Here is a 25334-nt window from a genome sequence, read left to right as displayed (position 1 = left end):
AAAAAGGCCCCTATTGTAAGGGGTCTTCATTCTAAAGCGCTTTGGTTTCTTTTGCTTTTCGCCTGATTTCCAAAAAGTTTTCTAGTTGCACATTTACAGGAGTTGAATCTTCGTCTCCTTGACTCAGAAGACGTTGATTGTAAACATCAATCACAGCACCGAGCTGATCAAATATCGTACCACCAAAAAGTTCTAAATAAGTTCGGAAAGATTCCTTCTTATGGGATTCATCCATAAGTAGAATTGGATTCGCGCATTCATACGCGTCCTGTATTTCTCTATATCGATTGAACGCTAGTTCATCATTTTCAAACAATTCCTTATATTCAGAGCCTTGAATATCTTGATATATAATCGCAGGAAAAGCATCTGGATTTAATCCGCCCGAAGATCTCGCTTTCCTAAGGTAAAAAAATATTATATGATCTAAATTCAAAGTTACTGGAACAAAACAAGCATGCATGTTATAAACTTCTGCCGACATAATTTCTATTAACATATTCAATCTCCCTATTATTTACAGACTAAATATATACAAATTCCCCAAAAAAATATGGCTTGTGTTTAAATATTCATCATAAATTCACCTTATACCACAGGTGAACAATGGCGGGGCAGCCGTCTTCCTCCATGTCATTGAAGTTGGCGACAATGGAATTGATCCCCTCCGGAATAGCATTTATAAGCCGTTGCATTCGGTCCATGGTGAATTCGGAGTCATGTTCCACCTGCAAGACACAGGCCTCTATTTCATCCTTGGCCATGTCAATCCAGTTAGCCGCAAACATGCGTTCAAACTTCAGCTCTTCCCCATCACCAAAGATTTCCATGAAATCTTCGTAGGACGTACGGGATACACCTGGATCCTTCAGCAGGTAAACCAAGCTGGCAATGACATAATACTTGCGCGAAGCACTTGCGTCCATTGACAACACCGTAAAGAAGTCGCAATGGCCTTTAGGCAAGTCGGTCCATTTGGGCAAACCGTTGTCCGGGCGATTTTCGGAACGAAGCATAATCACCCCCATGTCCCAACCGGAATTCTTTGCGCACTTGTAGAACACAGGGATAATGGAGCCGACTGCTGGGCCTTCCACTCTAGTGACGAGCAAAAGCAACTTGTGGTCCACCCTCGTCGAGAAATCATCCAACTTGAAGCACTCCGCAATATGCCCACGATATTCGCTGCAGCCAAAAACCATGAAATCCAGCTGGGGAAAAGCAGCCTCGTCCAACGCACTCTGGGCTCTTTCCACAATCTTGGCCCCATCATCTTCAAAACCCACAACTCTTACATAAGTTCCCATAATATTTTCCTTTTGTTGCGGCCCAACGTGCCATTTTAACAATTAAAACGTAGATTAACGATACGACAACCATTGTCGCATAGAATTCAAGGCAAACCAACCGAGAGATACCCGCATGGCTGAATACACGAAGAGCGAAAGGCAAATCCAGATTCTTGTCCACCTGCTGAACAAACCAAAGCAGAGCTTTTCACTGACGCAAATTATGCAGGCGCTTTCCTACCCCGAGGCGGACCGAAGGAACATCCAGCGAGACATCAACAGCCTCCTGAGTTTACCCGGGCATCTTGTGGAATGCCAGGGAAACGGTCCCCATAAGGTCTACAAGTCCGGCATCAAGGCCATGCACAACCTTGAACTACCCAACTTCGAAGATACCATGCAGCAGCTGGTTTTCCTGAAGCGCATCACCTACATATACCCCGGTACTGCCGCCCTCATCGAGGATCTTATCGAAAGAATCCTTCAAAGTATAACCATGGAGCAAAAGGACAAGCTGAAGGAAGTCTATGACGCTATCAATTCCAAGGTCCTTTTCATGGGTACGCAGCCCGACCTTGACGAAACGGCCAACCAGAAACTGAATATCATTCTGAAGGCAATCCGTACCCGGCACGAAATACACACACTCTACAACCCGACCTGGGACGAAGAAAAGGAATCCGACAGGATCCCTTTGATGATAGTTCTGTTCCAGAACGAAATCTACGTTGCCTGCGCACGCCATGGGAATCCCGAGGCTGTCTACGTCATAAAACTGAACCGAATCAAGTCCGTAGAAATCAGCCCAAAGACTTTTGTGGAAAATAGCGTCTCCCTGAACGCAGTTCGCACAAGAGTTCGGGACCTGTCTTTGCTAGACAATGGCCAGGGAGCGGAAAAAGTGGTCCTGACCATCCCTAAGGAGTACCGCCCCTACATCGAGGAGCGCCCCTTCCATCCATCCTTGAAGATTAAGGAAAAAAAGAGCCACCTTCAGATTACAATGAACGTGAAGGTGACTCCCCAACTGGTACAGTGGCTGTTGTTCCACACACCGAACTACATCACTGTTGTCGAACCAGCCTACCTCAAGGAGAAACTTCTTTCACTTGGTCAAGAACTGGTGGAGAAATACCGCCATCCCTCCAGATAGTCTTGTACCTGTCAAAAGGGAAAGTCCCCATGCCCATGGTTTGCGCGCGGTAAAATGAAATATTTATCTGGTGACGATACCGTTCCAGGAATTCGGAAAAATTTGAACTCTGACTTTCGGCAATCAATTTATCCAAGAATTCGTTCAAAGCCTCATGTTCTAAGCCACGCGTGCCATGATACAGCAGCGTTAACGTAGGCAGAACACTCTGAGGATAGTTGGCACAAATCATGTAGCCCACCTTGTGGTATATCTCAGGATTCAGGCTCCAATTCCATAAGGTTCGGTACACATGCTGAATTTTTCTCCACAGATAATCCGGATGGCATCCCTCCCCTATTTCCTTTTGAAAGTATTTGAAAGAGAATTCGTCGTCGGTGCAGCACAACGGTTTCCGGGATACAATATCCATAATCAAGGACATTCTACTCTCCGGTTCCACCGATTCATTAGAAAGGAAATACCAGAGGGTATCATCGTTGAGGGAATACTCCATCAACCGCCATTCCTCTATATGTTTGCTAAAGAGGGATTTTATCATCGCAAGCCTCATTTACCTTGATTTCTTTGATACCAAAAGTAAAACGGCTATGCGACAAATTCAGTCGTGTAGAAAAAAAACGGTTTCATGCAAAACTGATTTTTCAATAAAATAATGTTAAATTACAAACTAGAGTTTTTTTTGTAGGAATCGTTTGTTGAGGTTTAAAGATGGAACTTGAATATTGGAATAAATTTATCAATCGAGCAATAAATCTTTTTGGTGACAACCAGCCACATATTCTCCCCTATATTGGAGATAATTATAACCAAGTACCAATAAAAGTTCTTTCTTTAGGAGAATCTCACTATGGAAAAAATGCAGCAATAGATTGTAGTAACACAATTGATGTCTTTTTAAATTCATATCAATGTCATAACGAAAAAAAAGTAGCTTCTTTTTCAGAACGAGCAAAAGATATTGGCGTTGCAAGATTCTGCAATTGCTACAGAAAAGTTGCATCTATGATTTCTGGCGAAATCCCTAAAAAGGCCGACTATATTTGGGATAATTTGTGTTTTTACAATTATTTCACGAAATTTGTTGGAAAAAGATTTGACGAATTCAAATTACCACAAGACAAGAATTGTACCGAGGAGAAGAACGATCTTTTTGAAATCATTTTGCCCCAAATTAATCCAGATATTGTTATCGTATGGGGAAAACGGTTAAGAAATCATCTTCCAAAACCTGATGGAATTATAGAGAATAATATCTTGCTGGATTTAGGATGTTTTAAATACCAAAAATATCCAAATACAGTCTTTTATCCTATAACGCATCCTTCAGCTTTTAGAAATAATGGATGGGATTCATATAAAGAATGTTGTAGATGGAAGGAACTGAAAAGTGTTTATCCAAAACTAGAAACCTTGGCAAGGCGTCATCCGGCACATAAAATTGTGCAAGACATCCATAATACAATAAAAAAAAGAAGAATGGGATTTGGCCAGAGCTATAGCGAGAAATCATGCGATTTTTATTTAAACCCCATAGAACATGGAAAACAAAATCCAAACTCTCCTAGGTTGCCACATTTAGAAATAATCTTTGATGAAAAACTAAATGCGAAAATTCGTTTCTATACTCAAAGATACGATGTTACCATAGCAAAGGAAATTCTAGCACATCCAATATGGAATGTTGACGTCAACGAGATTAACAAAGATGAAAATGGAAAAGTAACACTAAGAGAAATTTCATCTAACGAAAACTATATGGAAGTTTTGGAAAAATACCTAAATAGAATGCTTCTTTTTAGGAAAGAAAATACATAGGAAAAGAGAAATTGCTATTCAGGAAAGCCGGTAAGAGAAATCTCAAAAATAAAAAAGGCTCGGGTGATCCCGCATTAGCTATCTTTGCACCCATTATGCAGGCACTTATATCTTCACTAAGGAACTACGTGGTCGCTCCCAACGAACTCGACCTGAGCTACGTGATGCAGCACCTTGCGAAAATAAGCGTGGCCTACTACATGCAGATGGCCTATCCGCCCAAGAAGAAGCTGAGGGTGCTGAAGGAGCTGTTTGCGGAATCCCTGAAGATCGGGGCCTACCCCACCGTGCTCCAGGGCGAGCATAACGAGAACTTCAAGATCAAAACCGACGCCTACCTGGCCAAGGTGAACAAAGACTACAAGAAAACCGCCGAGGCCATGGTCAAGCAGGTCAAGTACCTGATCGACCAGCTTGCCGGATAGAATTTTAGCATTATCTTCTTCATCAATCATTTTACACCATCTTCATCAAGACTGTTCAAAACATCAAAGCTATCACATATCTTGCAGCAAAGGTTCTTTGCTTCTGATAAGCGAGATTCGATAAACAATTGATTTCCCATTGCTTCCCCTTAAAACGGAAAAAACCAAATCCAACAAATTTGACGGCTTCGACATAATAAATGGAATAATGGGTTTTGGTAGTCGGCCAATTCCCCTATCCTTATATTCCAGCGCACCTTGCAGTTCGCGGGCCTACAAGAACTCGCAACCATTTTCATCGATATTCCAGCAAAACATTTACATATGTTTGGTACGGAATGCCGGCTGCGGCAGCCTTTTTCTTTATTGCTCTAGAGTAAAAATTCTTTCTGCACAAAGTGCCGTGTCAGAAACCATCTAATTTTTACAATAAACGACACAAAAGAAACCCCGAAGCTCTCGCCCCGGGGTTCCCCGACACAACACAAAATTCGTTACATATCATCACCGTCAAAGTGGTTTTCGTTGCCGGGCATGTTCCTGAAGCTTTCAAGGAACTGTTCCTCGATGCTCTGGTTTTCAGCCTTTTTGGCCTTATCGGTGTTGTCGATGACTTTCTGATCCACCACCACGCCTTCCTGGATTTTAATCAGCAGATCCCTTTCGTAGATGGAGCCGAAGCCCATGTGCACATAGTGCAGTTCCTTGCCCTGGGGAATCCTGAGCACCCCCGTAAACCAGGTGGCCTGAATAGGTTCCTTTTTGGCAAGGCGAACCGCCCCATCAATTTTCTTTAGGTAGAACTTGTCGTCCTTGATTTCCCAGGTGCCGATATAGCCTCTCCAGCATGCCGTGGAATAGATGATGCCGTCGATTTTACCGGCGGCCATTTTCTCGCGAACCTCCTCATCGGTGAGCCTTGTAAGGATTTCGGGTGAATCGGGAATCGGCGGGCAGAACGCCATGGATGTTCTTTTGCCGTTGAGAATCAGTTTTTCGTGGACCTGGGCTGTCATAATCACCTCGTTTCTAAAATTTCCACTAATGTAACTTCCCGAGGTGCATTTTTTGTCGCTCAGCAGGCGACAATAAAGAAACCCCAGGGTATACGCCCCGGGGATTTCAACAAATGCTAGCGACGGTTTCAAGCCGGTTTCGCAATCCTGTCGGCGATGGCCTGCACCGTTTCGAGAGGGAGCTTAAGGACTCGAGCAACACGATCGACAGGGTCTCCGTCACGGAGGAGCGCCTCGGCATCCTCAAGCTTACCTTCCTCCTTGCCCTGCAGGTAGGAGCCCTGCTTTTCGTAAAGCAAATCAGTCATTCCATCAACCTCCAAGAGTAAAAGTTCATCGGTAAACCCTTCAAAATTTACATCTTTTACGAAGTCGCTGTCAAGGAGCCTTGCTGCTTTTTCTTCGTCAATGGTCTTATCCTCCAAAACGTCGCGGAACATGCGCAGCATTTCCGCCCTGTCGTTAGTCTCGCGCTTTTCGGGCGGGGTTCGGTCATCGATGGCAAAGAACTTATTCATTTCCACAAGCAGCACGTCAATCTTCTTGAAAGGATACATGCGGTTCCGCAAGATCAGGCAATGGTGCAGATAGGCATCCTTTTCCCGAGGGAACTGGTTTTCGCACAGCAGCGAAAGCACGTAAATATGCGGCAAATCGTAACTCTGGGACTTTTTCACCTGATTACTGATAACGCGGGCAGTGTAATAAACCAGACGATCGACAAACAAAGTATTGAAATTCTGCTGAACTTCAATGAGAACGGGGGCCCCACCCTCCGTGGTGCCATAGATATCAAAAATTGCGGTTTTCTGGTCAAGAATTCCGGGCTGCTCCTGGACTCCCAGGGTAAAAGACCTGATTGCGTTTGGACCGGAAAGATCAAGCATTGCATTCAAAAACTTGATGGTACGTTCAGGTTTCGCCTCGTTGGCCATAAGAATCTTGAAAATTCCGTCACTAAACGGATAAACATACTTGTACTGCTTACGGTATTCCGCAAGTTTCTGCGGATTGGCCTTCAAATCTAGGGCCATGGCCCTAAACTGAATTTTGTTCATTTCACCTCCTATCGGTTATAGAATTTTTGCAGGCTTGTGACCCGCCTTCTATAACACGCAGGAAATGTCTGGAACGACCCCATGTTTTTTGTAAAAAAAGTGCAAAAAAGAACCCCGAAGCTCTCGCCCCGGGGTTCCCGACACAACACAAAATTCGTTACATATCATCACCGTCAAAGTGGTTTTCGTTGCCGGGCATGTTCCTGAAGCTTTCAAGGAACTGTTCCTCGATGCTCTGGTTTTCAGCCTTTTTGGCCTTATCGGTGTTGTCGATGACTTTCTGATCCACCACCACGCCTTCCTGGATTTTAATCAGCAGATCCCTTTCGTAGATGGAGCCGAAGCCCATGTGCACATAGTGCAGTTCCTTGCCCTGGGGAATCCTGAGCACCCCCGTAAACCAGGTGGCCTGAATAGGTTCCTTTTTGGCAAGGCGAACCGCCCCATCAATTTTCTTTAGGTAGAACTTGTCGTCCTTGATTTCCCAGGTGCCGATATAGCCTCTCCAGCATGCCGTGGAATAGATGATGCCGTCGATTTTACCGGCGGCCATTTTCTCGCGAACCTCCTCATCGGTGAGCCTTGTAAGGATTTCGGGTGAATCGGGAATCGGCGGGCAGAACGCCATGGATGTTCTTTTGCCGTTGAGAATCAGTTTTTCGTGGACCTGGGCTGTCATAATCACCTCGTTTCTAAAATTTCCACTAATGTAACTTCCCGAGGTGCATTTTTTGTCGCTCAGCAGGCGACAATAAAGAAACCCCAGGGTATACGCCCCGGGGATTTCAACAAATGCTAGCGACGGTTTCAAGCCGGTTTCGCAATCCTGTCGGCGATGGCCTGCACCGTTTCGAGAGGGAGCTTAAGGACTCGAGCAACACGATCGACAGGGTCTCCGTCACGGAGGAACGCCTCGGCGTCCTCAAGTTTGGTCTTTTCAATACCCCTCTGTTCACCGAGTTCGATGTCGGCGTCGGAAATAGACTTGTAGCCCTTATTGCGCAAGACTTCTTCGGTATCCATGAACAGCTCCTTATCCTTTACGGGAATTACCTTGCGCAAATATACATATACCTCCTTGAGGAAGTCAAGGGCACCTTCGCGACCCAAAGCCTTGAAGGCCTTCAGCGCAGCGAGGAAACGTTCGCGTTCGCTAGGTTCAAATGCGTAACGCATGGCAACGAGAGCCAAAGCAAGCTGAGGGTCCGCATTCGCAAAGTCCACCGTATCGATTTCATCGCCCACGTCAATGAACTCGCAGATGAACGGGTATCCCACCTTGTTAAAGTAAGCAGGATATTCTGGGTAGGGAGTTGCGTAGCTGGGGTCCGTAATCGGGTTCCAGTCGTCACTGCCGTTGTAAACGATGATTGCAACAGTCGGAATGTTCCCAGCCTTCTGCAGGATAACCTCGAAATAATACTTCATCAGTTGCTGCAGAACATCGTGATCCTCGTAGGACTTGTGCTCCAGAAGCACGCCCACGTGAAGATTCGCCATCTGTTCGGAGCCCCTCAAGTTCACACGGAACGTAAGGTCGGATGCACCCGAGAGTCCCTCGCGGGTTGCCTCGCCGGGCATGGGCTGCAAGGTATCAAGATTCACTGCCGCAAGGAAATCCTGCAGTCCCTCGTTATGCTTTGCTGCAAGGCGGAGCAGCTGGGCGGCACGTTCGGGTTTGCCCAGCGCCGTCTTGAAGAATTTATCGTGATCCAAATTCTTTGTCATTATCTTCTTTGTTCCTGGCTACCTGCCGATTTCGCTGGCGGCCCTGCGCCGGGCACATGCACGGCGGAAAAGGATGAACATCCTATCCGCATATATACACGCAGGAAATGTCTGAATCGGCACGATATTTTTGTAAAAAATTTCGTAGTTGTCAAAAAAAATTATTGTTCAGCACAAAAAAATCTCGTTCTTCATAAAAAATCGGAGCATCATTTCAGTTTTAAAATGGAACTTTTCCATAAGTCGGAGCGTCATTTCAATTCTAAAATGGAACTTTTCCATAAGTCGGAGAGTCTTTTCAATTTCAAAACGGAACTTTTCCATAAGTCGGAGCGTCAGTTCAATTTTAAAACGGAACTTTTCCAAAAGTTGGAACACCAGTTCAATTCTAAAATGGAACTTTTCCAAAAGTCGGAGCGCCAGTTCAATTCCAAAATGGAACTTTTCTAAAAGTCGGAGCGCCATTTCAATTCTAAAATGGAACTTTTCCATAAGTCGGAGCGTCAGTTCATTTCTAAAACGCAACTTTTCCAAAAGTTGGAACACCAGTTCAATTCCAAAACGGAACTTTTCCAAAAGTCGGAGCGCCAGTTCATTTCTAAAATGGAACTTTTCCAAAAGTTGGAACACCATTTCAATTCCAAAACGGAACTTTTCCAAAAGTCGGAGCGCCAGTTCATTTCTAAATCATAACTATGCAAAAAGTCGGAGCACCATATCAAATTCAAAACGATGCTCCTCAAAAAAAATGAATGACAACAAAAATACATTGTCATACAATGGTCAAAACGTGACACAAACGTGACAAAACTAACATAAACTTTTACACAATCGTGACCATCTGAGACATTCGAACTTCGTAGTTTATTCTCAAGGCCGACGCGGAACACCCAAACGGTGAACACGAAAGCTGAAACATAAACAAACTCTCAAAACGAGGTTTCTAATATGAAAATGATTACTTCTATCACCTTCTCCCTCCTCCACAACGACGAATTCAAGGGCCTCCATTCCGAAGGCGTGAATCTCGCCAAGGCAATCACAGACAAGGATGTTCAAAAGGCTGTCGCAGAATACGAAAGTTCCGTGAACGCTCTTTCCGAATTCCTGAAGGCAAGCTTCACCGACTCCGTGGAAAAGAAGGCTCATGATCTTGACATCGAACGAAACGATATTTACGTGGCGAGCCGCAAGGTGGCTATGGCCGCCACCAAGATTCCCGATGCAAGCGTCGCTGAAATCGGCGAACAGATCAGCAAGCTGTTCGATTCCACCCCCTCCCCCATCAAGGCGAACCAGGCGAAATCTACAGGTATCTTCGACAGTATCATCCAGGGGCTCAAGGTATTTGACGAAGAAAAGCTCGCCGCCTGCGGATTCAAGGAATGGGCAGAACGACTCGAAACAGCAAACCGCCAGTTCATGGAAGCCGATCTCGCCAGATTCTCCAAGCGCTGCCAGAAGGAAATCGAGAACTGCAAGATTTTGCGCGCCGCCTGCATCAAGGCATACAACATCTTGGTAGGTGCGGCATTCTTCAAGGCTGCCGAAGGAAGCGAAAGTTGCAGCAACTTCCTCGAATGCATGGACAAGATTGTAATCGCAAAGAAGGTGCAGCTCAAGATGCGCCAGAAACCTAAAAAGAAGGAAAAAGCAGAAAACGCTGCGACTACCGAAGCCACAGAAACTGCGGCGAACAATGAAGCGGCGAACAATGCCGCCCCCACCACGGACAATGATTCCACGGTGGGTGTAGAAAATGCAGCATGATCTACACAATACATATAAAACGTTAGAAGGAGACAAAAGTCCCGGCATCTAAGCGATGTCGGGATGTTTTTTATATATATTTTCAAGGATTGTAAAACTTTTTGGGAGTTTATATGAGAACAAATCGTTTCTTGACCACGGCTTTTGTTGCAGCACTGGCAGGTTCCATGCTTGCAGGCTGTTCCGACAACCCGAGTTCCTCCAGCGCACCTGTCGCAGAAATTTCAAGTTCATCTGTCGAGCCCCCGAGTTCCTCCAGCGCACCTGTCGCAGAAATTTCAAGTTCATCTGTTGAGCCCCCGAGCTCCTCCAGCGCACCTGTCGCAGAAATTTCAAGTTCATCTGTCAAGCCCCCGTTCTCCTCCTCATCTTGGGATTTTGGCCCCTACTACTACGAGAATGTCACGAAGGCCCTTGGCGAATGCACCGAGGAAAAATTTGGAACAATGGCGCTCCACGAAGACCGCTACTATGAATGCACCAAGTATTCCAAGCCCAACTGGGAGGCAGCTCTCCAAAGCCAGATTGACACCTACGGCATAGAATGCGTAGAAGGGGCAACCACCCACGGCAAGGTCAACCCCTCCATCGAGTACTTTTGCGAAAGAGGCTGGAATGGTTCGCTGGTTTGGACGCAGAAGCCCCATACTCCCGGCAGCCCTTGTGGCATTATGGATACCTGGTTTGGCGACATGTGCCTGTACCAGATGAATACCCACTGCGACGAGGGCAACGAAACATCTGGCTACTGGATCAGTGGACACGACAGTAAGGAAGGTGGCGCCTCCCTCACCATCTGGCCTATCACGACAGATCTAGGCTTCATTGGATCCCTTGACCCCATTATCGAAGAATGCCTCGGCATATGCGGCTCCTACCAATTGGAAAAACATTCCTTAGACAAGGACCCCTACGTGTCCCTGAACTTCAACATCGGCGGTGAAGATGATAACGGCAAGCCCTTTGTTGTTGATGCTTCTTCCTGGGGCGGGCTCTGCGTATCCTATTACTCCGACGACCCCATAATTCTTGAACTGAGCTCCGGGGTATCTAAGGTTCTGCCCGCCGATACCACAGGCCGAGTCGAGAATGTTGCCTGGAGCGAATTGGTTCCGACAGGTTCCGCAACTCTAACTGGCGAAGAAGCCGCCAAGCAGATCGGAACAGTCACCTTCAAGATCCAGGGTGCAAACGGCACCAGAGGCCGATTCCATATTATGTCCGTTGGACCTTACAACGGCGGTTGCCTGGTTACTGTACCTTTCCACAAATAAGTTCCTTCACCTTGCCGTAGCCCATGCCCACTCCTTTCCAGAAGTAGTTGATGGCATATGAGCACACAAAGGTAAGGGCGATCAGCACCGGAAGCGACAAGATGGCGTACCTGGGAGCGGTCACCACCGCAGAAAGGGCGCCGATATAATAGCAGAAGAACGTGTGGGTAAGCCACATGTTTGTGCTCTGCTTGCCAACGAGAATGCAACCCTTGCGCACCAGCTTGATTCGGTTCACCAGGTCAATGGTCACCACGGTAAGCACAGGGATAAAGAAGATATCGAACACTTCGCCAAGCTCAAGCTGCCTCAGGAAAATCACAGCCACCCATACCAGGATATCAAAGGCCGGGTTCAGCAGGTTGTGAGCCCTGAGGCCTTCGTGTAGGCGATCCAGCAGGCCGCTCCTTGCAACAATGGCACCCATCCAGAAGCTGGTGGCGTAGGGCGCGATCTGGCAGAAGAACTTCAGGTAGATACGGTTATTGGCCAGCACGCCGATGGTCTGGTTCTGGGCCAGGCCCGGGAAAACGTTCACCATCAGCAGGCTCACGATGAGCATCAAGAAGAGGTTCATGCGGGCGGTATGCCTGTCGATAACGCCACGGATGAACGGGAAGGTCACCAGGGCAAAGGCATAGCTGCTCAGGAACCACCATTCCCTATTGTAGGTGGAGGTGAATCCCAAAAAGTTGGAGATAAGCTCACGGGTGGAGAAGGTGGAGAACCTGGTGCAAATGAAAGGATCCAGGCAATAGTTCCCCTGGTCAGAGAAGAAAATGAATCCAATTGGGATAAAGATCAGGAACACCTTCCAGTAGGCAAAGTAGAGGCCCTTCAGCTTGCCCACAAGGTCGAACTTGCGGCCGAAATAGCTCTTGTATACGCCATAGCCGCCCAGGAAAAAGAACATGGAAACGCAGATCTTTCCGAAGAAGCCGAAGAATACCGGGGAGGAGACACCGAAAACCGTGGAGAGGTTGATGAGGGGTTCCCCTGCCAGGCGGTTCGGGAAGCACCACAAGTGGTGCATGAGCATAAGGCAGATGGCAAAGGCCTTCATGACCTTGGTGTCATCTTTCGAGAGGAAGGTATCCGGCGTTATGTTCTTTTCCATAAATGATTATTCGGAGTCTTTCAGGCAGCGAACGGCGTAAGTGTCGTCGGAGTCGCCTGCAGTAACCGTAACGGCGTCGCGGTCACCGCTGAATACCACCACCTTGCCGTCACCACCTTCCTTGGCCTTGGTGGAGGTCCAGTACTTGGTGGACTTCAGGGTCACTGCCATGGTGGAATTGTTGGTATTGCGTTCGTCGATGGGCTTTACGTTAAAGCCGTAGGCGTCCACGCCCTTGAAGTCGGTCGTGTAGGAATCGGTCTTGTTCTCGATGGTGCGCCATGCGTCGGTGGATCTCAGAAGAACACCGGCAACCTCGCTACCGCCAATGTAGTCGAAAAGGTCTTCCCAGTCGCCTTCGCTAGGCAGGTGCCAGCCGTCGAAGCAGGCGTCTTCCTTGGCCTCGGACCAGGAGTAAGCTCCATCGCCGCCTTCGGGGATTCGGTAGGCAATATCTTCGGCCATCCACACCTGGTTACCGATACGCACGGTCTTGTAGGCCTGCTCGTCGCGGTCGTCCTTCACGAAACTGAAGATGGTGTTCTTCACCCATTCTTCCTCGGAGCCTTCGTAGCCGTTCTTCACGGCGATTTCGTAGGCGGAAAGTCCGTTGAGACCCACCAGGGTGTCGATGGAGTGGATGGTATCGTGCTCGCTGATGTACAGGGTGTCGATAGAATGGATGGTATCGATCTGGTGTATGGTATCCAGCACCACCAGGGTATCTACCCTAGCTTCGGATTCGTAGTAGTTGTTGGTGATATTATCGCTGCAGGAAGCTGCCAGCAGACCAAATCCCAGTACACCCAGGGCAATATTGAGCTTTACCATAAATTCTCCATCCTATAGATTTTTGCGAAATATAATTCTTTTGAATTTAACCAAAATCACTTTTTTCGAGTTTTTTCCTTGAAAACGGCTTTTTCCCGTAAGTTTTTTGTAAATTATTCAAAACCAAAACATGTATGTAAAAGGAGGCATGTAATGAAATTCAAGAAATCCACAGCCCTCGCTGCCGCAAGTGTCGCAGCAATGATGGCTGCATGTTCCACTACAGAAGATCCTGTCGGTTCCGGCAACGAAGAAAAACCCAGCGAAGAAGTCAAGGTCGAGCTTTCCGCCTGTGAAGAACTCACCGACGAATCCGCCATCAAGGAAATGAACGCCGCCCAGCAGGATATCTACGACTTTATGGAAGCTTTCGCAGAAGGCGACCTCAAGGAATCCCAGAAGCTGAGCGCCACCATCAAGAGCGCATATTCCAAGGCTCTCGACGCTCATCCGGGTAACTGCGAAGCACAGGTGGGCTATGCCCTCGCTACCGTGGCAGACCTTCTCAACAACAAGACTTTTAACGACGTCGTAGACACCATCCAGACCCTCATCGGTTCCGACGACTCCGAATCCGACATGGATCTTGGCGATGTAGACGTTCGCGCTTCCCTCTACAAGATTAACGCTGGCGACGCCGCAAACATCGTGGTGAAGACCGCAGCCCTGGCCAAGGAATCTTCCCAGAAGGTCATTACCGACCGCATCCAGGACGCAATCGCCAACGAATGGCTCCCGGCAGTGGATACCGCCATCACCTACTTCAAGAACGTGATGGATGCCGAAACCTTCAGCATCAAGTATTCCTTCGACAACCACACCGTTACCTTGGATAACGGCGAATTCGGCCCCGCAGTTGCTGCCCTCTACGTTGCACGCGCCATCATGACCGCTGTGGCAAGCTTCGACATCGATGTTTCCAAGGACGGCAAGTACGACTGGATCGATTCCCTCATCAACCTCAACGAATCCAACTACAAGACCAACGTTGGCGCCAAGTACGTGGTGGAACTCCTGGACCGCGACCATCCCTTCGGCACCGTCAAGAAAGATTGGCTCACCCGCTACAAGAACATTCCGAACGACCTGGAAAACGCCATTGACTACGTGAAGTACGGTTTCGAATACAAGCTGTACGAAGCAGAAAACAAGATTGACCAGAGCAACGACATGTACGTTGTGGGCAAGGGCGAAGATGCCGACATGAGTATCGCTCAGGTGGAAAAGATCATCGACTCCCTGGAATACTACAAGAAGGGCCTCAGCGAAGCCATCGACATTACCTTCGACAAGCAGGTCTACAAGGTGAACCTAGGCAAGTTCTTCGAACTCACCTCCGATATCAAGGGCTACGCTCCTTACTACAAGGTCGTGGATCCCAAGGACTGGTTCTCCATCGATGGCGACACCCAGTGGGATTCCGAACTCTACGGTTCCTATGCAGCCTACATGAGCGAACGTCAGATCCAGAACGACCTGGCCGAAAGCGAAGGTGCAACCTATGCTTCCGCCTACTACGAAGAAGGTGAAGACGGCACTACCATTTCCTTCAACATTGACTACGAAGGTGGCTATGCCTACGGTACCTTCAACGTGGAAGTTGTGGATTGCGTTGCAAAGTTCACTCTCGATGGCGATAGCTACAACTACTACAGCTATGATGACGAAGACGATGTTCCGCCGGTAGTTACCATTAACGACCTCGACCTGGGCAACGAATTCTGTAAGGAAACCACCGACGGATCCGTATTTGCTCGCAGCGAAGGCGAAATCTTCCCCAACGTCGTCAACTTCACCGACAAGAGCGGCAAGGTTACCGCAAAGTTCACCGACTTCGTCCAGGGTATCGTTTCTCCTGAAGATGCAAAGTCTGTAGTGATCTTCCCGGACTACACCTTCGGCGGCATGTTCCCCGAAATGACCGAATCCAAGTTCTGGAACTTCTTCGACACTTACATCATCGGCGACGATTACGAAGAAAATGATGACTACGAAGACTAAGTTCTTCGGAAAATGCGGTCTCGCAGCCCTTGCTGCGACCGCGTTTCTACCAAGCCTCGCCTGCAGTGCAGATTTTGCCTGCGGGGGGCTTTTTTTATTGAACGATTATTCCCTGAAGGTTGGCGAACACAAGTTCTCCGCCAGCGTGGAATATTCACGTTACCATTTAACCTATGGTGACGACTGGGACCTGGATATTGGTTCCTACGGATTCCCGGGCAACGATGGCTCCAAAGGCAACGGTTCCGGAAGCTTGGTGGGAAGCTTCGCCTACCAGAGTGATTACAAGTTTTTGACCTTGGGAGCTTCGGTGGATACCCGCCCCTGGGTTACCGCCACCATGACGCTGCACGCGGCAGATTCCCTGTTCTATGTGGGAACGGAACTTGGCAGAGGCGATCTAGATATCGCGCGGGTCAAGTGGGCCTACAACAAGAGCGACATGGTGCCGGATATTTCCGCCGACTGGGAAAGCCATATTTTGAACAAGGGATTGTCCTTGGGGTTTAAGGCCCGCGGACACCGCTTGGACCTGGCCGGCAATTACTACAAGAGTACGCCCTTCAACAGGAGCGAAAAGTACTTTATCAGGGACTCCCTGAATATTTGGAATTTAAGGGGACGGTATAGCTGGGGCCGCAACGATCGCTTTGGTGACCGCGTCGAAAAGTTCAGCGTAGGCTATAGGTACATCAATGGCGACATTACGCTGTACGGCATCCGCTCCCAGGATGGGGATACCAAGCGCTTTATGTACACGCCGGTCTCGGGGTCCGTGCATGTGGCCGATGTTAAGTGGAATGATGTAATCGGAACGTTTGCCGGTAATGGTGACGCCGCCGGTTCAGCAAGTGCCGCCGGTTCAGCAAGTGCCGCCGGCTCCCTGGATTTTAACGCCTTGGCTATTTACGCCCAGGGTCATCTGGATAACGACGGCAAGCGCTTCCACGAAACTCTGGCTCCCAACAGAGCTCTGCAAACATCCGTACTGCAGGCCCTGTCCTTCAACTTTTTGCAGATGAACTACCGCGTGGACGCCGACGCGGAAGGTGGCCTCGGTTTGGCGGGCCTCGCCTACCACAAGACTTTCGGCAACTCAGCCGGCGACGCGAAAAATGTTCCCGCCGAAAGGACCTTCGCCATCGAGCCGAGAATCGCCGCCAACTTCTACTACGCCAAGGCCTCCGCCGACGCTGAGTTCACCTCCGAAACCACCCAGCTGATCATCACCAAGAAGGAAGTGGAAAAAAACTCCTGGGATGTAACAAGTATCGGAGCCATCGCGGCTCTCGGTGTGCGCCTGGCCTACGGCCCCTTCCATTTCGACGCAAACGCCTACCAGCTCATTCCCTTTACTGCCGAAGTGGATGACCACAAGCCCAAGCCGGAATTACCAGTGGACCCCGATCAGCCCGTAAAGCCAAGCACAAAAAAAGACGAGTCCTATGCCTTTGGCAACGGACTCTTCTGCACACTGAATATCGGGTTTAACTTCTAGTTCACCTCGCGAACGCAACGTACTGCCATGAGGTTTTCGAGCTTCGAAGCCCACGAAACATCGCTCCTTCCTGTCGAAACATCATACTGGGCAACAAACTCATCTTTAAAGGCATAGTAAACGTATTCTGTGGATGTCCAGAAATAAGCTTTGGTGCCCGCATCTACATATCCTTCCTCGCCCTCTACACCATATCCTGTGGGTCGGATCGCCAGACCAAGCTCATCACCTACAGATATTTTTTCAAACAAGGCTTCGTATTCAGCCTTGGTAGGAATTCGCCATCCCGCCATGCAGGCATCCTTGGCCTGTTTCCAAGGGTACATATAGCCATAGAGTTTATGGTTGCTAAGCTCTAATTCACCAATGGTCGCACTATAGCATCCACTTTGATGATAGTCCAGGTTCTGGGCAAGCCAATAGAGGGTGTCAATCTGGATGGCCTTGTACACCTTGTTCTCGCGGGCATCCATTACATCCATGTAGGTCATATTAGGGTCAAGGTACTCCGTCGTGATGCAGTCGTAATAGGAGTAGGGGGAGCAATCGTAGGTGCCGTCGGGCTTGACTTCGGCGGCGGAGGAACTGCTGCTGGTAAATAAGCTGGAGGAGCTCAGTTCAAAGAGAGTCTCATCGCTTACGCAACGAACAGGGAGCTTAGACTTGGGATATTCCTTGGTTACTTCGGCGTAGTTGTCGTTATTTACCAGGCGGACGATGATGGCGGAATCACCATACGCAGATGCTGTCCAGAATTTCGCAGTTTGGCCAATGCCAAGGGTATCACCGTCCTCATTAACGAAGCCTATGGCACGGGCATCGAAGCCTAGTTCATTGGAGCCAATGTCCTTGCCCACCCAAGTTTCGCTAGACTTGAGTTTGCTGCCCACATGGCTATAGTACACGCTGCTGCCTTCGCTGCGGGGGTCAGCAAAACTGGACAGCATGTAGGCCCATTCCCTTTCGGTAGGCAGATGCCAACCCGTGGGGCAAAGCTGCATGGCGGAGGACTGGTCCATGTATTGTGTTTTGTAATCCAGGTTGCGGGCCATCCACTTCTGCTTTCCAATCACGATGGACGGGTAGACGGTGCCGATGTCGTCCTCGAAGGCTTCCCACCTTTCATCCCAGAAGGAGGAAGAGGATCCGGTTTTTACACTACTGGAGGACTTCGCGCTGCTGGAGGAAACTTTCGGAGGGAAAATGTCGCCGGAGGTAGTATCCTCTTTCGCCTTGCCGTAGATACAGCGGACAGAGAGGGCGTACTCATCAAATTCCTCGTCGATCATCGCGTAGTCGTGATCGGAATCCATTTCAACCACGGCACTCATGCCATAAAACTTCGTCTGCGTGGAGGTCCAGAATACAGCCACGGAGCCCTCGCTAAAAAGTACTTCGTAAACCGTGTAGCCTGCAGGCAGGGCGTTGAATCCAAGTTCGTCTTCTCCAGTATAGGGCGGGTCCCAGAGGTCCTTGGATTTGAGCATGGTACCCATGTACTCATAGACGTAATTTTTTCCGTCTTCGCTGACGCTCTTGGCGGCAAAGGAATTGAGGAGGAATTGCCATTCCGATAAGGAGGGCAAGTGCCAGCCGATGGGGCAAACCTTTTTGGCGGTTTCCTGGCTGTAGTAGTAGCCCATGCGGTTGCTGACGATATAGGTTCCCGATGCGATGTCGGAGCGCCAGTAGCGCATGTTTTCGGCAAGCCATACCTGGTGGCCGATAGTCACGATCTTGTAGATTTTGCCGTCGCGTTCATCCATCATCTGGTCGGGGCCAAGGCTGGAGGAACTTTCCAGCTGGTTGGCGGCAGTGTCCAGCGGGGTACCCGTGCTGCAGTCGTTCAGCACGCCGTTGATGGTGACGCAGACTCGTTCCGCGCGCTTGCTGGAAGAGGAGGCTTGGTTCGTAGCGGAAGATTCGATAGCATCCACTTGAACGGAATCAACAAGGCTCGTGTCGTCGTTGCCACAGGCCGACAACAGCAGGAGTAAAATCCATGCCAAAACCTTCAAGTAATTTGCACCGTTCTTCAGCTGCATTGAATCTTTCCACGCCTCCTAAGCCACGAACAAAACTAAAAAATTTGGTACAGGGCACTGCACTTTTTTTATTTTTAACCGCGAAATAGGATATAAAATGATCAACCAGAAAGACATTGACCTCGCCCGATATTCCGAGCTTAAGAAACAGTTGGAAGAAGCCAGCCGCCTTTACTACAAGGAAGGCGTATCCCCCATGAGCGACCAGGATTTCGACTTTGGCCTCAAGGAGATGGAAGCCCTGGAAAGGAAGTATCCGGAGCTGGGCGATGGAACCTCGCTGACCAAGAGTGTAGGTAGCGACCTGGTCAATGATTTCGCAAAGGTGACCCATGCGGTGCCGATGCTCAGTATTTCCAACGTGTACAGCGCCGAGGAAATGCAGGAGTTCGTGGATGCCGCCGAGAAGGGTCTGGAAGAAATATTCGGTGGTTTGAATTCGCGCGCCTCGAGCCCGGAACCTCGCACCTCGAGCCAGGAACCTCGCGCCTCAAGATGGATTTGCGAGCGCAAGATCGACGGCGTGAGCCTCAGCATCGTGTACGAGAATGGTCGCCTGAAGCAGGCGGTGACCCGCGGCGACGGCGCCCAGGGCGACGACGTCACCTTAAACGCCCTGACGATTTCCGACATTCCCGAATACTTTGACGCAAAGAAGCTGAAGGTCGACCCGTCGGAAATTCCCGCAGGCACTTTCGAGGTCCGCGGCGAAGTCTACATGGAGCGGGAGGCCTTCGAACGCCTTAACGAGCAGTTGATTCTTGAAGGCAAGAAAATTTTCCAGAACTGCCGTAACACGGTTTCCGGTTCCCTCAAGCTGAAGAGCGTAAACGAATGCAAGACACGCCCCATGCGCTTCTTTGCATACCATATTCCCCAAAGTTCCAACCAGACTCATCAGCAGAATTTGGAACTGCTGAAGAAGCTGGGTTTCAACACCAACCAGTTCTGGACCGCCGATACGGTTGATGAAATCATGAAGATTTCCGAGAAGATCGGAGCGGACCGCGACAACCTGCCTTTCGACATCGACGGCATGGTGGTGAAGCTGAACAACTTGGAACAGCAGCGTGCCCTGGGCACCACCAGCAAGAGCCCCCGCTGGGCTATCGCCTACAAGTTCAAGGCGGAGCGCGCCTACACGCCCCTGCTCTCCGTGGAATTCCAGGTGGGCCGCACCGGTGCCGTGACGCCGGTAGCGAACCTTGCACCCGTGCGCCTTGCAGGTACCACGGTAAAGCGCGCCACCCTCCACAACTTCGATGAAGTGGCCCGCCTCGATTTGCATTTCGGCGATACAGTTGGCGTTGAGAAGGGTGGCGAAATCATCCCGAAGATTACCGACGTCAAGAAGGAATTGCGCCCCGTCGGGGCTGAACCTGTACGCGCCCCGGAAGTGTGCCCCGAATGCGGCACTCCCCTCACCCATGTGGATGGCGAAGTCATTTTACGTTGCGAAAATCTCCACTGCAAAGCGCAAGTGCAATGCCTCTTCGAACACTTCGTCAGCCGCGAAGCCATGAACATCGAAAATCTGGGCCCAAGCCTCATCGCAAGCCTCATCGCCACAGGCAAGATCAAGCGTATTCCCGACTTGTACCGCCTTACCATGGAGGACTTGGAAAGCCAGGAGCGTATGGCAAAGAAGAGCGCCAAGAATGTGTTTGACGCCATCCAGGCCAGCAAGGAACGCAGCCTGGAGAATCTGCTCCACGGTTTAGGAATCCGCTTTGTAGGCCGTACCAGCGCCCGCAACATCGCAAAGCATTTCCGTACGCTGGAGGCTATCCGCACAGCCACACCGGAACAGCTGCAGGGCGTTACAGACGTGGGCGAACGCATCGGGTACTCCGTATACGATTTCTTCCATACGGACATGTACACCGCAGAAATCGATGAACTGGTTGCCCTCGGGTGCCCGCAGGAATTCAAGGGCGTCGTAAAGACGCTTTTCGCCGGCCAGACCGCAGTCATCACCGGCACCTTACCGTCCATGGACCGCGACGAAGCCCGCAAGCTCATCGAAGAGAACGGCGGTAAAGTCAGCGGATCTGTGAGCAAGAAGACCAGTTGGGTCCTGGTCGGCGAAGCAGCGGGATCCAAGCTGACCAAGGCAAACGAGTTGGGCGTGCCTGTGCACGACGAAGCCTGGCTGCTGCAGCAAATCGCAGAAAGTACTGAAAACGCGGCGGAACCCTCTGCCGACGCCGCTAAAACCTCAGCCGACGCAGCAGAAATGCCCCTTCAAACGAGTCTTTTTTAGATCGCAAAGGGGATAATTTTCAAAAACACCCCTTTTTTACGGGAAAATCCTCGCATTTTCGTGTCGTTTTCCCGTAAAACATTAGTTTATCCACACACAAAAGCCTGATATTTGTAAAAAAATGGTGTAAACGGGGGCTTCGCAGCCACTTTTTTCTTATAAACACACCAAAAACAAGAACAAAATCAGGAAAACCAGCCTATTTTCGTTACTTTATATAAAAAATTACGGGAAAAACCACTCGTTTTTTGTGATTTTTCCCGTAATTTGAGCGATTTTTCCGAAATTTGCTTCCGAAAGGCGTATAATTACTGTTTTTCCGCGGCAGCTTTTTCCGCGGCAGCTTTTTCCGCGACAGGTTTTTCCGCGGCGGCTTTTTCCGCGACAGGTTTTTCCGCGGCGGCCTTGTTCTTCACGCATCTCAAAGAGAAGGAGAACTTGTCGAAGTCTTCCATGGGCGTAAAGTCGTCCTTGGAATTGATGATGTTCCAGTACACAGCACCGTTTCCGTCGCCGCCCTGGGCAGCCCAGAAGTAGGCGCTAGTTCCAAGTTCCGCATACTCGCCTTCCGCAAAACGGCTACCCGACGGAAGGGCGTTGAATCCGCTTACTGCAGAAATGGGGGCGCCACCGCGGACCCAGCCTTCCTTGCTCTTCAGGGCGGAACCGATTCCTCCCCTACGCATGTTCAAGGCCTTCTGGCCCAGGGCAATCCATTCGTTGTTCGTAGGAATATGCCAGCCGTCGGGGCAAATACCCTGATGTTCTTCCAGGATCATGCCGGTCATGGATTCATCGATGTAGTTTTCAGGCAATCTCATAGCCACATGCCACGGATACAAGCGTCCGTAGGACTTGCAGCGGATATCCTTGTCTTCGTAGCAGTAGCTGCCCGGAGCCGCAAAGCGCAGGTTCTCGGCCATCCAGGTATCTTCGCCCACCACCACAGTCTTGTAGCGGTTATCGTCGCGCTTGTCGTAGATGGAAGTGCTATCATAGATTTCGTCGATATCCGGCGGGTCCATGATGCAGCGCAGGTAGTAGGCTTCTTCCTTCTTGGCGGAATCCTGGATAAAGTCGTCTTCGTCGTTGGAAAGCTTCCAGACCACGGCGGTCGTAGTATCCGCCTCGGTGCCGGACCAGAATCCCGTAAAGTTCCCGTGGGCGGTGAATGCCAGCGCCGGTTTCCATTCAGGATCCACCACGCAGGAGTCCGTCAAAATGGTGTCAGGCTGTGCGCCCTTCTTTTCGGGCAGGATAATGTCCTTGATGATGGTTTCGCAGATCATCTTGGGTTCGCCGTACTTGATGACGCCGAAAGGTTCCGCGTTGAAGCCGAAGCCGTTGATCCCCTGCAGGGCGTCGTCGCTTTCGTTCCAGCCGGTACGGGACTTCAGGTTGGTGCCCACGCCCACGGCATCGTCAATATCCTTCAGGTAGGAATCCAGTCGATAGTAGTCGCGTGCGGTAGGTACATGCCAGCCGTTGGGGCAAATGCCCTTGGGCTTCACCTTGGAAATGGAGTCGCGGGCCACCTTGTTCGTGTACTCGGCGGCAAGCTTCACCACGGCTGTCCACGGGTACAGACGGCCATACTTCTGGCAGTTTTCTTCCTTGTTCTCGTAGCAGTAACTGCCCGGAACCTTGGTATCTACGTTGTTGGCCATCCACACCTGGTCGCCGATATGCACGGTCTGCAGCTTGCGACCCTGGACTTCAACCACCTTGGGCTCGATATGAGGCACAGGAGAAGGAGGTTCCTTGATTTCGTAAAGCTTGTCTTCGATGCAGCGGATGGAAACAGCGTTTTCCTTGCTTTCGTAAATGCGGTCCAAGGTTCTGGAATCGTAGGAAAGGCGCCAGAAATAGCCACCGCCAGCATCGTATTCGTTGGAGGCCCAGAACTGGGCGGAGGAACCCTGGTCCATGTACTCGCCCATAAAGTAGCGTTCACCGGCAGGGAGCGCACTGAAGCCAAATTCATCGCTACCAGCAGGAAGGCGCAGTTCCTTTTCCCACAGTTCCGGGGACTTGAGGCTAATGCCAACACCGTCGCTAATGCCAAGCTTACCCACGTAGGCCTTCATGGTCTTCCATTCCTTATTGGAGGGAATGTGCCAGCCCATAGGGCAAATGTCGTGAACCTTGTTGATCTGCTTGATCTTCTTGATGGAGGTGCTGTTGTAGTAATCTACCAGCATGCGGGCCTGGGCCCAGGTGTAAAGGCGGCCGTAGGTTTCGCAGTTGTAGTCTTTCTTTTCGTAACAGTAACTGCCCTTCAGGCTAAAACGGAGGTTCTCGGCAAACCAGCGCTGCTGACCGATCTGAACCGTCTTATAGACACGACCGTCGCGTTTGTCCTTGAAATCGGGCATCTTTTCCACATAGGCGAAGGAAGACGTGGCACCAAGCAGCGCACACAAACTAACGACGGACTTGAAATACTTAAACAAGGGGAACCTCCTAAAACACAATATAACAAGAAAAAAACTCTATGTAAGAAAAAATTAATAATAAACTTAAGACTGTGACGAACGCACAAAAAAGGCCGCGACGGATCGCAGCCTCTTTAGAACAACATTTTTATTTGAAAACTTTTGGACTATTTTGGTCAGGATCACGAATGCAACGAATTGACGAGCCAACACTTACTTTCGAAGGCCAAATACTTAAAGACCCAAATTCACCCGTTTTCAGAAACATTTGAGTAACGTAAAATTCACGTTCTTTCTCATCATAATAGTTCGTCGATGTCCAAAAGAACGCCATATGGTCAGGACCTAGATTTTCATACTCAAAACCGAGAAGATTGCACTTAAAATCTAAATAATCTGGATCGAAGTCATCCATCGAACAACCATCACCCACACTCAATACATTATTTTTCACTGTTTTTTTTTTCAACACAAGAGGTTAATAAAGGTCCTGTTTTTTCCTTTATTTCGCGTTTTAACTCCGAAAGCAAACTGTAAAAATCATCTCTTCTGGGCAAGTGCCAACCTTCGGGGCATATACCACGGACATATCCTGCTCGTTCACATAATTTGCCCGACCCGCATTCCAAACCGTCTCGACCATAAAGTCCTGCACTGTCCACTGCAGCAGCCCATGTGTAGGTGCGACCATGCTTATCACATTCCTCTGGATAGACGGCGGCCTTGCAACGAGCCATAGTACTCCCTTCTGGAGTGGAAAAATCACAACCAGGAAAATTACCTTTTACCATCAGACAGCCGCTCTTTGCTGTGCCCACATTGTATTCGAGATTCAGGTTCTCCGCCATCCATTCCTGCCCGAGAATGGTAACGGTCTTATAAGTCTTACCATCGCGTAAATCCGTCAAAGAGCCAGCAAAACTCTCCTGAACGGTTAGTAAAACAAATAGGGCACATAAATTTATGAAAAAGAAATTTCTCATCGACTGTTCTTCAAAACAGTGAAAAAGATAATAATTCACGAAACAAAAAGAGACGCCGATATGAACCGTCGCCCCTTTGTGTAATATTTCTTGTAGTTTAGAAGCAGACCTTCAAACCGAAACCGGAATGAAGTTCCCAGTCCTTATTGTTCAATTTATCCACACTGCTATCGTAGTGCAAATAGTAGCCACCATCGCCGGCATAGAAACCTGAGCCAACTTCAAAATAGGCTCCCAAACGCTTAAAGAACATGTGCTGGTAACCAAAGTCAAAACACGCTTCATGATTCCTCCTAACGATTGAATTTTTTATGAAGTTGCTTGGAAAACACAAAACAACGCTATACGAAAACAACTGTCAGCAAAAAATTTTGTGTCAACAAAAAAAGACCCCCGGTTATTCACCGAGGATCTTTTTACAGCTTTGGAAGCTTGATTTAATTTTTGCTTCGCAAAAATTAAACTGCACCCTGCCACTTCATAGCGTCGGCAACCTTGAGGAAGCCAGCAATGTTTGCACCCATGACGAGGTTCTTCTTGTCGCCGTACTTTGCAGCAGCGGAGGAAGCAGCCTTGTAGATGGAGGTCATGATGCCATCGAGCTTTGCGTCGACTTCCTGGAAGGTCCAG

At 49.2% G+C, this 25334-nt stretch carries 24 protein-coding genes; 8 read left to right on the top strand and 16 right to left on the bottom strand.

What is annotated here, in order from left to right; translation table 11 throughout:
- Positions 1 to 31 precede the first annotated feature (31 nt).
- Both MJZ25_12165 and MJZ25_12160 read right to left on the bottom strand, forming a co-directional pair.
- On the bottom strand, positions 32 to 499 hold the full coding sequence (locus MJZ25_12165) for a hypothetical protein (GenBank protein ID MCQ2124928.1): 468 nt from the start codon (positions 497 to 499) through the stop codon (positions 32 to 34).
- Positions 500 to 575: 76 nt separating this feature from the next.
- Complete coding sequence (locus MJZ25_12160) at positions 576 to 1307, bottom strand: hypothetical protein (GenBank protein ID MCQ2124927.1); 732 nt, start codon at positions 1305 to 1307, stop codon at positions 576 to 578.
- Between the two features lie 115 nt (positions 1308 to 1422).
- Between MJZ25_12160 and MJZ25_12155 the strand changes: the two genes are divergently transcribed.
- Complete coding sequence (locus tag MJZ25_12155; GenBank protein ID MCQ2124926.1) at positions 1423 to 2442, top strand: WYL domain-containing protein; 1020 nt, start codon at positions 1423 to 1425, stop codon at positions 2440 to 2442.
- Here the strand turns inward: MJZ25_12155 and MJZ25_12150 are convergent.
- Positions 2378 to 2983 (bottom strand): hypothetical protein, encoded by a 606-nt coding sequence (locus tag MJZ25_12150; protein ID MCQ2124925.1) that lies wholly within the window; start codon positions 2981 to 2983, stop codon positions 2378 to 2380. The two genes, MJZ25_12155 and MJZ25_12150, sit on opposite strands and share 65 nt — an antisense overlap.
- A 170-nt stretch (positions 2984 to 3153) precedes the next feature.
- Here MJZ25_12150 and MJZ25_12145 point away from each other — a divergent pair, with 170 nt between their 5' ends.
- Together MJZ25_12145 and MJZ25_12140 are read left to right on the top strand one after the other, a co-directional pair.
- Positions 3154 to 4260 carry a hypothetical protein gene (locus MJZ25_12145; GenBank protein MCQ2124924.1) on the top strand — a complete coding sequence of 369 codons (1107 nt, stop codon included), beginning with the start codon at positions 3154 to 3156 and terminating at the stop codon, positions 4258 to 4260.
- A gap of 95 nt (positions 4261 to 4355) precedes the next feature.
- Positions 4356 to 4685: a hypothetical protein gene (locus tag MJZ25_12140; GenBank protein MCQ2124923.1), complete on the top strand. Its 330-nt coding sequence runs from the start codon at positions 4356 to 4358 to the stop codon at positions 4683 to 4685.
- 494 nt (positions 4686 to 5179) lie between these two features.
- Here MJZ25_12140 and MJZ25_12135 read toward each other — a convergent pair whose 3' ends face one another.
- The 5 genes from MJZ25_12135 to MJZ25_12115 form a co-directional block, all read right to left on the bottom strand.
- The gene (locus MJZ25_12135; GenBank protein MCQ2124922.1) at positions 5180 to 5701 is read right to left on the bottom strand and encodes a hypothetical protein; all 522 of its coding nucleotides are present in this window, start codon (positions 5699 to 5701) and stop codon (positions 5180 to 5182) included.
- A 128-nt stretch (positions 5702 to 5829) separates the two neighbouring features.
- Positions 5830 to 6759, bottom strand: a complete 930-nt coding sequence (locus MJZ25_12130; GenBank protein MCQ2124921.1) for an Rpn family recombination-promoting nuclease/putative transposase — start codon at positions 6757 to 6759, stop codon at positions 5830 to 5832.
- A 157-nt stretch (positions 6760 to 6916) separates the two neighbouring features.
- Complete coding sequence (locus MJZ25_12125) at positions 6917 to 7438, bottom strand: hypothetical protein (protein ID MCQ2124920.1); 522 nt, start codon at positions 7436 to 7438, stop codon at positions 6917 to 6919.
- Between the two features lie 128 nt (positions 7439 to 7566).
- Positions 7567 to 8487 carry an Rpn family recombination-promoting nuclease/putative transposase gene (locus tag MJZ25_12120; GenBank protein MCQ2124919.1) on the bottom strand — a complete coding sequence of 307 codons (921 nt, stop codon included), beginning with the start codon at positions 8485 to 8487 and terminating at the stop codon, positions 7567 to 7569.
- Positions 8488 to 8655: 168 nt separating this feature from the next.
- Entirely contained in the window at positions 8656 to 9120 is a 465-nt protein-coding gene (locus MJZ25_12115; protein ID MCQ2124918.1) for a hypothetical protein, read from the bottom strand.
- Positions 9121 to 9435: 315 nt separating this feature from the next.
- Here MJZ25_12115 and MJZ25_12110 point away from each other — a divergent pair, with 315 nt between their 5' ends.
- Complete coding sequence (locus MJZ25_12110) at positions 9436 to 10257, top strand: DUF6261 family protein (protein MCQ2124917.1); 822 nt, start codon at positions 9436 to 9438, stop codon at positions 10255 to 10257.
- 113 nt (positions 10258 to 10370) lie between these two features.
- Positions 10371 to 11531: a hypothetical protein gene (locus tag MJZ25_12105; protein ID MCQ2124916.1), complete on the top strand. Its 1161-nt coding sequence runs from the start codon at positions 10371 to 10373 to the stop codon at positions 11529 to 11531.
- Here MJZ25_12105 and MJZ25_12100 read toward each other — a convergent pair.
- Positions 11509 to 12648: an acyltransferase gene (locus tag MJZ25_12100; GenBank protein MCQ2124915.1), complete on the bottom strand. Its 1140-nt coding sequence runs from the start codon at positions 12646 to 12648 to the stop codon at positions 11509 to 11511. The two genes, MJZ25_12105 and MJZ25_12100, sit on opposite strands and share 23 nt — an antisense overlap.
- Positions 12649 to 12654: 6 nt before the next feature.
- Entirely contained in the window at positions 12655 to 13479 is an 825-nt protein-coding gene (locus MJZ25_12095; protein MCQ2124914.1) for a hypothetical protein, read from the bottom strand.
- A 153-nt stretch (positions 13480 to 13632) separates the two neighbouring features.
- On the opposite strand from MJZ25_12095, the gene MJZ25_12090 reads away from it, so the two are divergent.
- Together MJZ25_12090 and MJZ25_12085 are read left to right on the top strand one after the other, a co-directional pair.
- On the top strand, positions 13633 to 15480 hold the full coding sequence (locus tag MJZ25_12090; protein ID MCQ2124913.1) for a hypothetical protein: 1848 nt from the start codon (positions 13633 to 13635) through the stop codon (positions 15478 to 15480).
- Positions 15464 to 16978, top strand: coding sequence for a hypothetical protein (locus tag MJZ25_12085; GenBank protein MCQ2124912.1), 1515 nt, complete (start codon positions 15464 to 15466; stop codon positions 16976 to 16978). The genes MJZ25_12090 and MJZ25_12085 overlap by 17 nt, the downstream gene beginning before the upstream one ends.
- On the opposite strand, the gene MJZ25_12080 is transcribed toward MJZ25_12085, so the two are convergent.
- Positions 16975 to 19023, bottom strand: a complete 2049-nt coding sequence (locus MJZ25_12080) for a hypothetical protein (GenBank protein MCQ2124911.1) — start codon at positions 19021 to 19023, stop codon at positions 16975 to 16977. The two genes, MJZ25_12085 and MJZ25_12080, sit on opposite strands and share 4 nt — an antisense overlap.
- Positions 19024 to 19120: 97 nt before the next feature.
- Between MJZ25_12080 and ligA the strand changes: the two genes are divergently transcribed.
- On the top strand, positions 19121 to 21286 hold the full coding sequence (ligA, locus tag MJZ25_12075) for an NAD-dependent DNA ligase LigA (protein ID MCQ2124910.1): 2166 nt from the start codon (positions 19121 to 19123) through the stop codon (positions 21284 to 21286).
- 308 nt (positions 21287 to 21594) lie between these two features.
- On the opposite strand, the gene MJZ25_12070 is transcribed toward ligA, so the two are convergent.
- The 5 genes from MJZ25_12070 to MJZ25_12050 all read right to left on the bottom strand — a co-directional run bounded on the left by MJZ25_12070 (position 21595) and on the right by MJZ25_12050 (position 25294).
- Positions 21595 to 23739 carry a hypothetical protein gene (locus MJZ25_12070; GenBank protein MCQ2124909.1) on the bottom strand — a complete coding sequence of 715 codons (2145 nt, stop codon included), beginning with the start codon at positions 23737 to 23739 and terminating at the stop codon, positions 21595 to 21597.
- A gap of 130 nt (positions 23740 to 23869) precedes the next feature.
- A complete protein-coding gene (locus MJZ25_12065; GenBank protein MCQ2124908.1) occupies positions 23870 to 24154 on the bottom strand; it encodes a hypothetical protein in 285 nt (94 codons plus the stop codon).
- Positions 24155 to 24164: 10 nt separating this feature from the next.
- Entirely contained in the window at positions 24165 to 24743 is a 579-nt protein-coding gene (locus tag MJZ25_12060) for a hypothetical protein (protein ID MCQ2124907.1), read from the bottom strand.
- A gap of 58 nt (positions 24744 to 24801) precedes the next feature.
- Positions 24802 to 24957 carry a hypothetical protein gene (locus MJZ25_12055; protein MCQ2124906.1) on the bottom strand — a complete coding sequence of 52 codons (156 nt, stop codon included), beginning with the start codon at positions 24955 to 24957 and terminating at the stop codon, positions 24802 to 24804.
- A 205-nt stretch (positions 24958 to 25162) separates the two neighbouring features.
- On the bottom strand, positions 25163 to 25294 hold the full coding sequence (locus MJZ25_12050) for a hypothetical protein (GenBank protein ID MCQ2124905.1): 132 nt from the start codon (positions 25292 to 25294) through the stop codon (positions 25163 to 25165).
- Positions 25295 to 25334: the final 40 nt, after the last annotated feature.

Source organism: Fibrobacter sp., from assembly GCA_024399065.1.
GTDB lineage: Bacteria > Fibrobacterota > Fibrobacteria > Fibrobacterales > Fibrobacteraceae > Fibrobacter.
The sequence above is the reverse complement of the archived record's forward strand: the minus strand, read 5'-3'. Positions and strand labels throughout refer to the sequence as shown.

Bases quoted from the DNA above. Each gene is read 5' to 3' on its own strand.
- ligA (MCQ2124910.1), top strand. From the start codon at position 19,121: ATGATCAACCAGAAAGACATTGACCTCGCCCGATATTCCGAGCTTAAG.
- MJZ25_12095 (MCQ2124914.1), bottom strand. From the start codon at position 13,479: ATGGTAAAGCTCAATATTGCCCTGGGTGTACTGGGATTTGGTCTGCTG.
- MJZ25_12155 (MCQ2124926.1), top strand. From the start codon at position 1,423: ATGGCTGAATACACGAAGAGCGAAAGGCAAATCCAGATTCTTGTCCAC.
- MJZ25_12130 (MCQ2124921.1), bottom strand. From the start codon at position 6,759: ATGAACAAAATTCAGTTTAGGGCCATGGCCCTAGATTTGAAGGCCAAT.
- MJZ25_12160 (MCQ2124927.1), bottom strand. From the start codon at position 1,307: ATGGGAACTTATGTAAGAGTTGTGGGTTTTGAAGATGATGGGGCCAAG.
- MJZ25_12050 (MCQ2124905.1), bottom strand. From the start codon at position 25,294: ATGACCTCCATCTACAAGGCTGCTTCCTCCGCTGCTGCAAAGTACGGC.
- MJZ25_12145 (MCQ2124924.1), top strand. From the start codon at position 3,154: ATGGAACTTGAATATTGGAATAAATTTATCAATCGAGCAATAAATCTT.
- MJZ25_12140 (MCQ2124923.1), top strand. From the start codon at position 4,356: ATGCAGGCACTTATATCTTCACTAAGGAACTACGTGGTCGCTCCCAAC.
- MJZ25_12105 (MCQ2124916.1), top strand. From the start codon at position 10,371: ATGAGAACAAATCGTTTCTTGACCACGGCTTTTGTTGCAGCACTGGCA.
- MJZ25_12135 (MCQ2124922.1), bottom strand. From the start codon at position 5,701: ATGACAGCCCAGGTCCACGAAAAACTGATTCTCAACGGCAAAAGAACA.
- MJZ25_12100 (MCQ2124915.1), bottom strand. From the start codon at position 12,648: ATGGAAAAGAACATAACGCCGGATACCTTCCTCTCGAAAGATGACACC.
- MJZ25_12125 (MCQ2124920.1), bottom strand. From the start codon at position 7,438: ATGACAGCCCAGGTCCACGAAAAACTGATTCTCAACGGCAAAAGAACA.
- MJZ25_12090 (MCQ2124913.1), top strand. From the start codon at position 13,633: ATGAAATTCAAGAAATCCACAGCCCTCGCTGCCGCAAGTGTCGCAGCA.
- MJZ25_12165 (MCQ2124928.1), bottom strand. From the start codon at position 499: ATGTTAATAGAAATTATGTCGGCAGAAGTTTATAACATGCATGCTTGT.
- MJZ25_12115 (MCQ2124918.1), bottom strand. From the start codon at position 9,120: ATGGTGTTCCAACTTTTGGAAAAGTTCCATTTTAGAAATGAACTGGCG.
- MJZ25_12110 (MCQ2124917.1), top strand. From the start codon at position 9,436: ATGAAAATGATTACTTCTATCACCTTCTCCCTCCTCCACAACGACGAA.
- MJZ25_12085 (MCQ2124912.1), top strand. From the start codon at position 15,464: ATGACTACGAAGACTAAGTTCTTCGGAAAATGCGGTCTCGCAGCCCTT.
- MJZ25_12080 (MCQ2124911.1), bottom strand. From the start codon at position 19,023: ATGCAGCTGAAGAACGGTGCAAATTACTTGAAGGTTTTGGCATGGATT.
- MJZ25_12055 (MCQ2124906.1), bottom strand. From the start codon at position 24,957: ATGTTCTTTAAGCGTTTGGGAGCCTATTTTGAAGTTGGCTCAGGTTTC.
- MJZ25_12120 (MCQ2124919.1), bottom strand. From the start codon at position 8,487: ATGACAAAGAATTTGGATCACGATAAATTCTTCAAGACGGCGCTGGGC.
- MJZ25_12150 (MCQ2124925.1), bottom strand. From the start codon at position 2,983: ATGATAAAATCCCTCTTTAGCAAACATATAGAGGAATGGCGGTTGATG.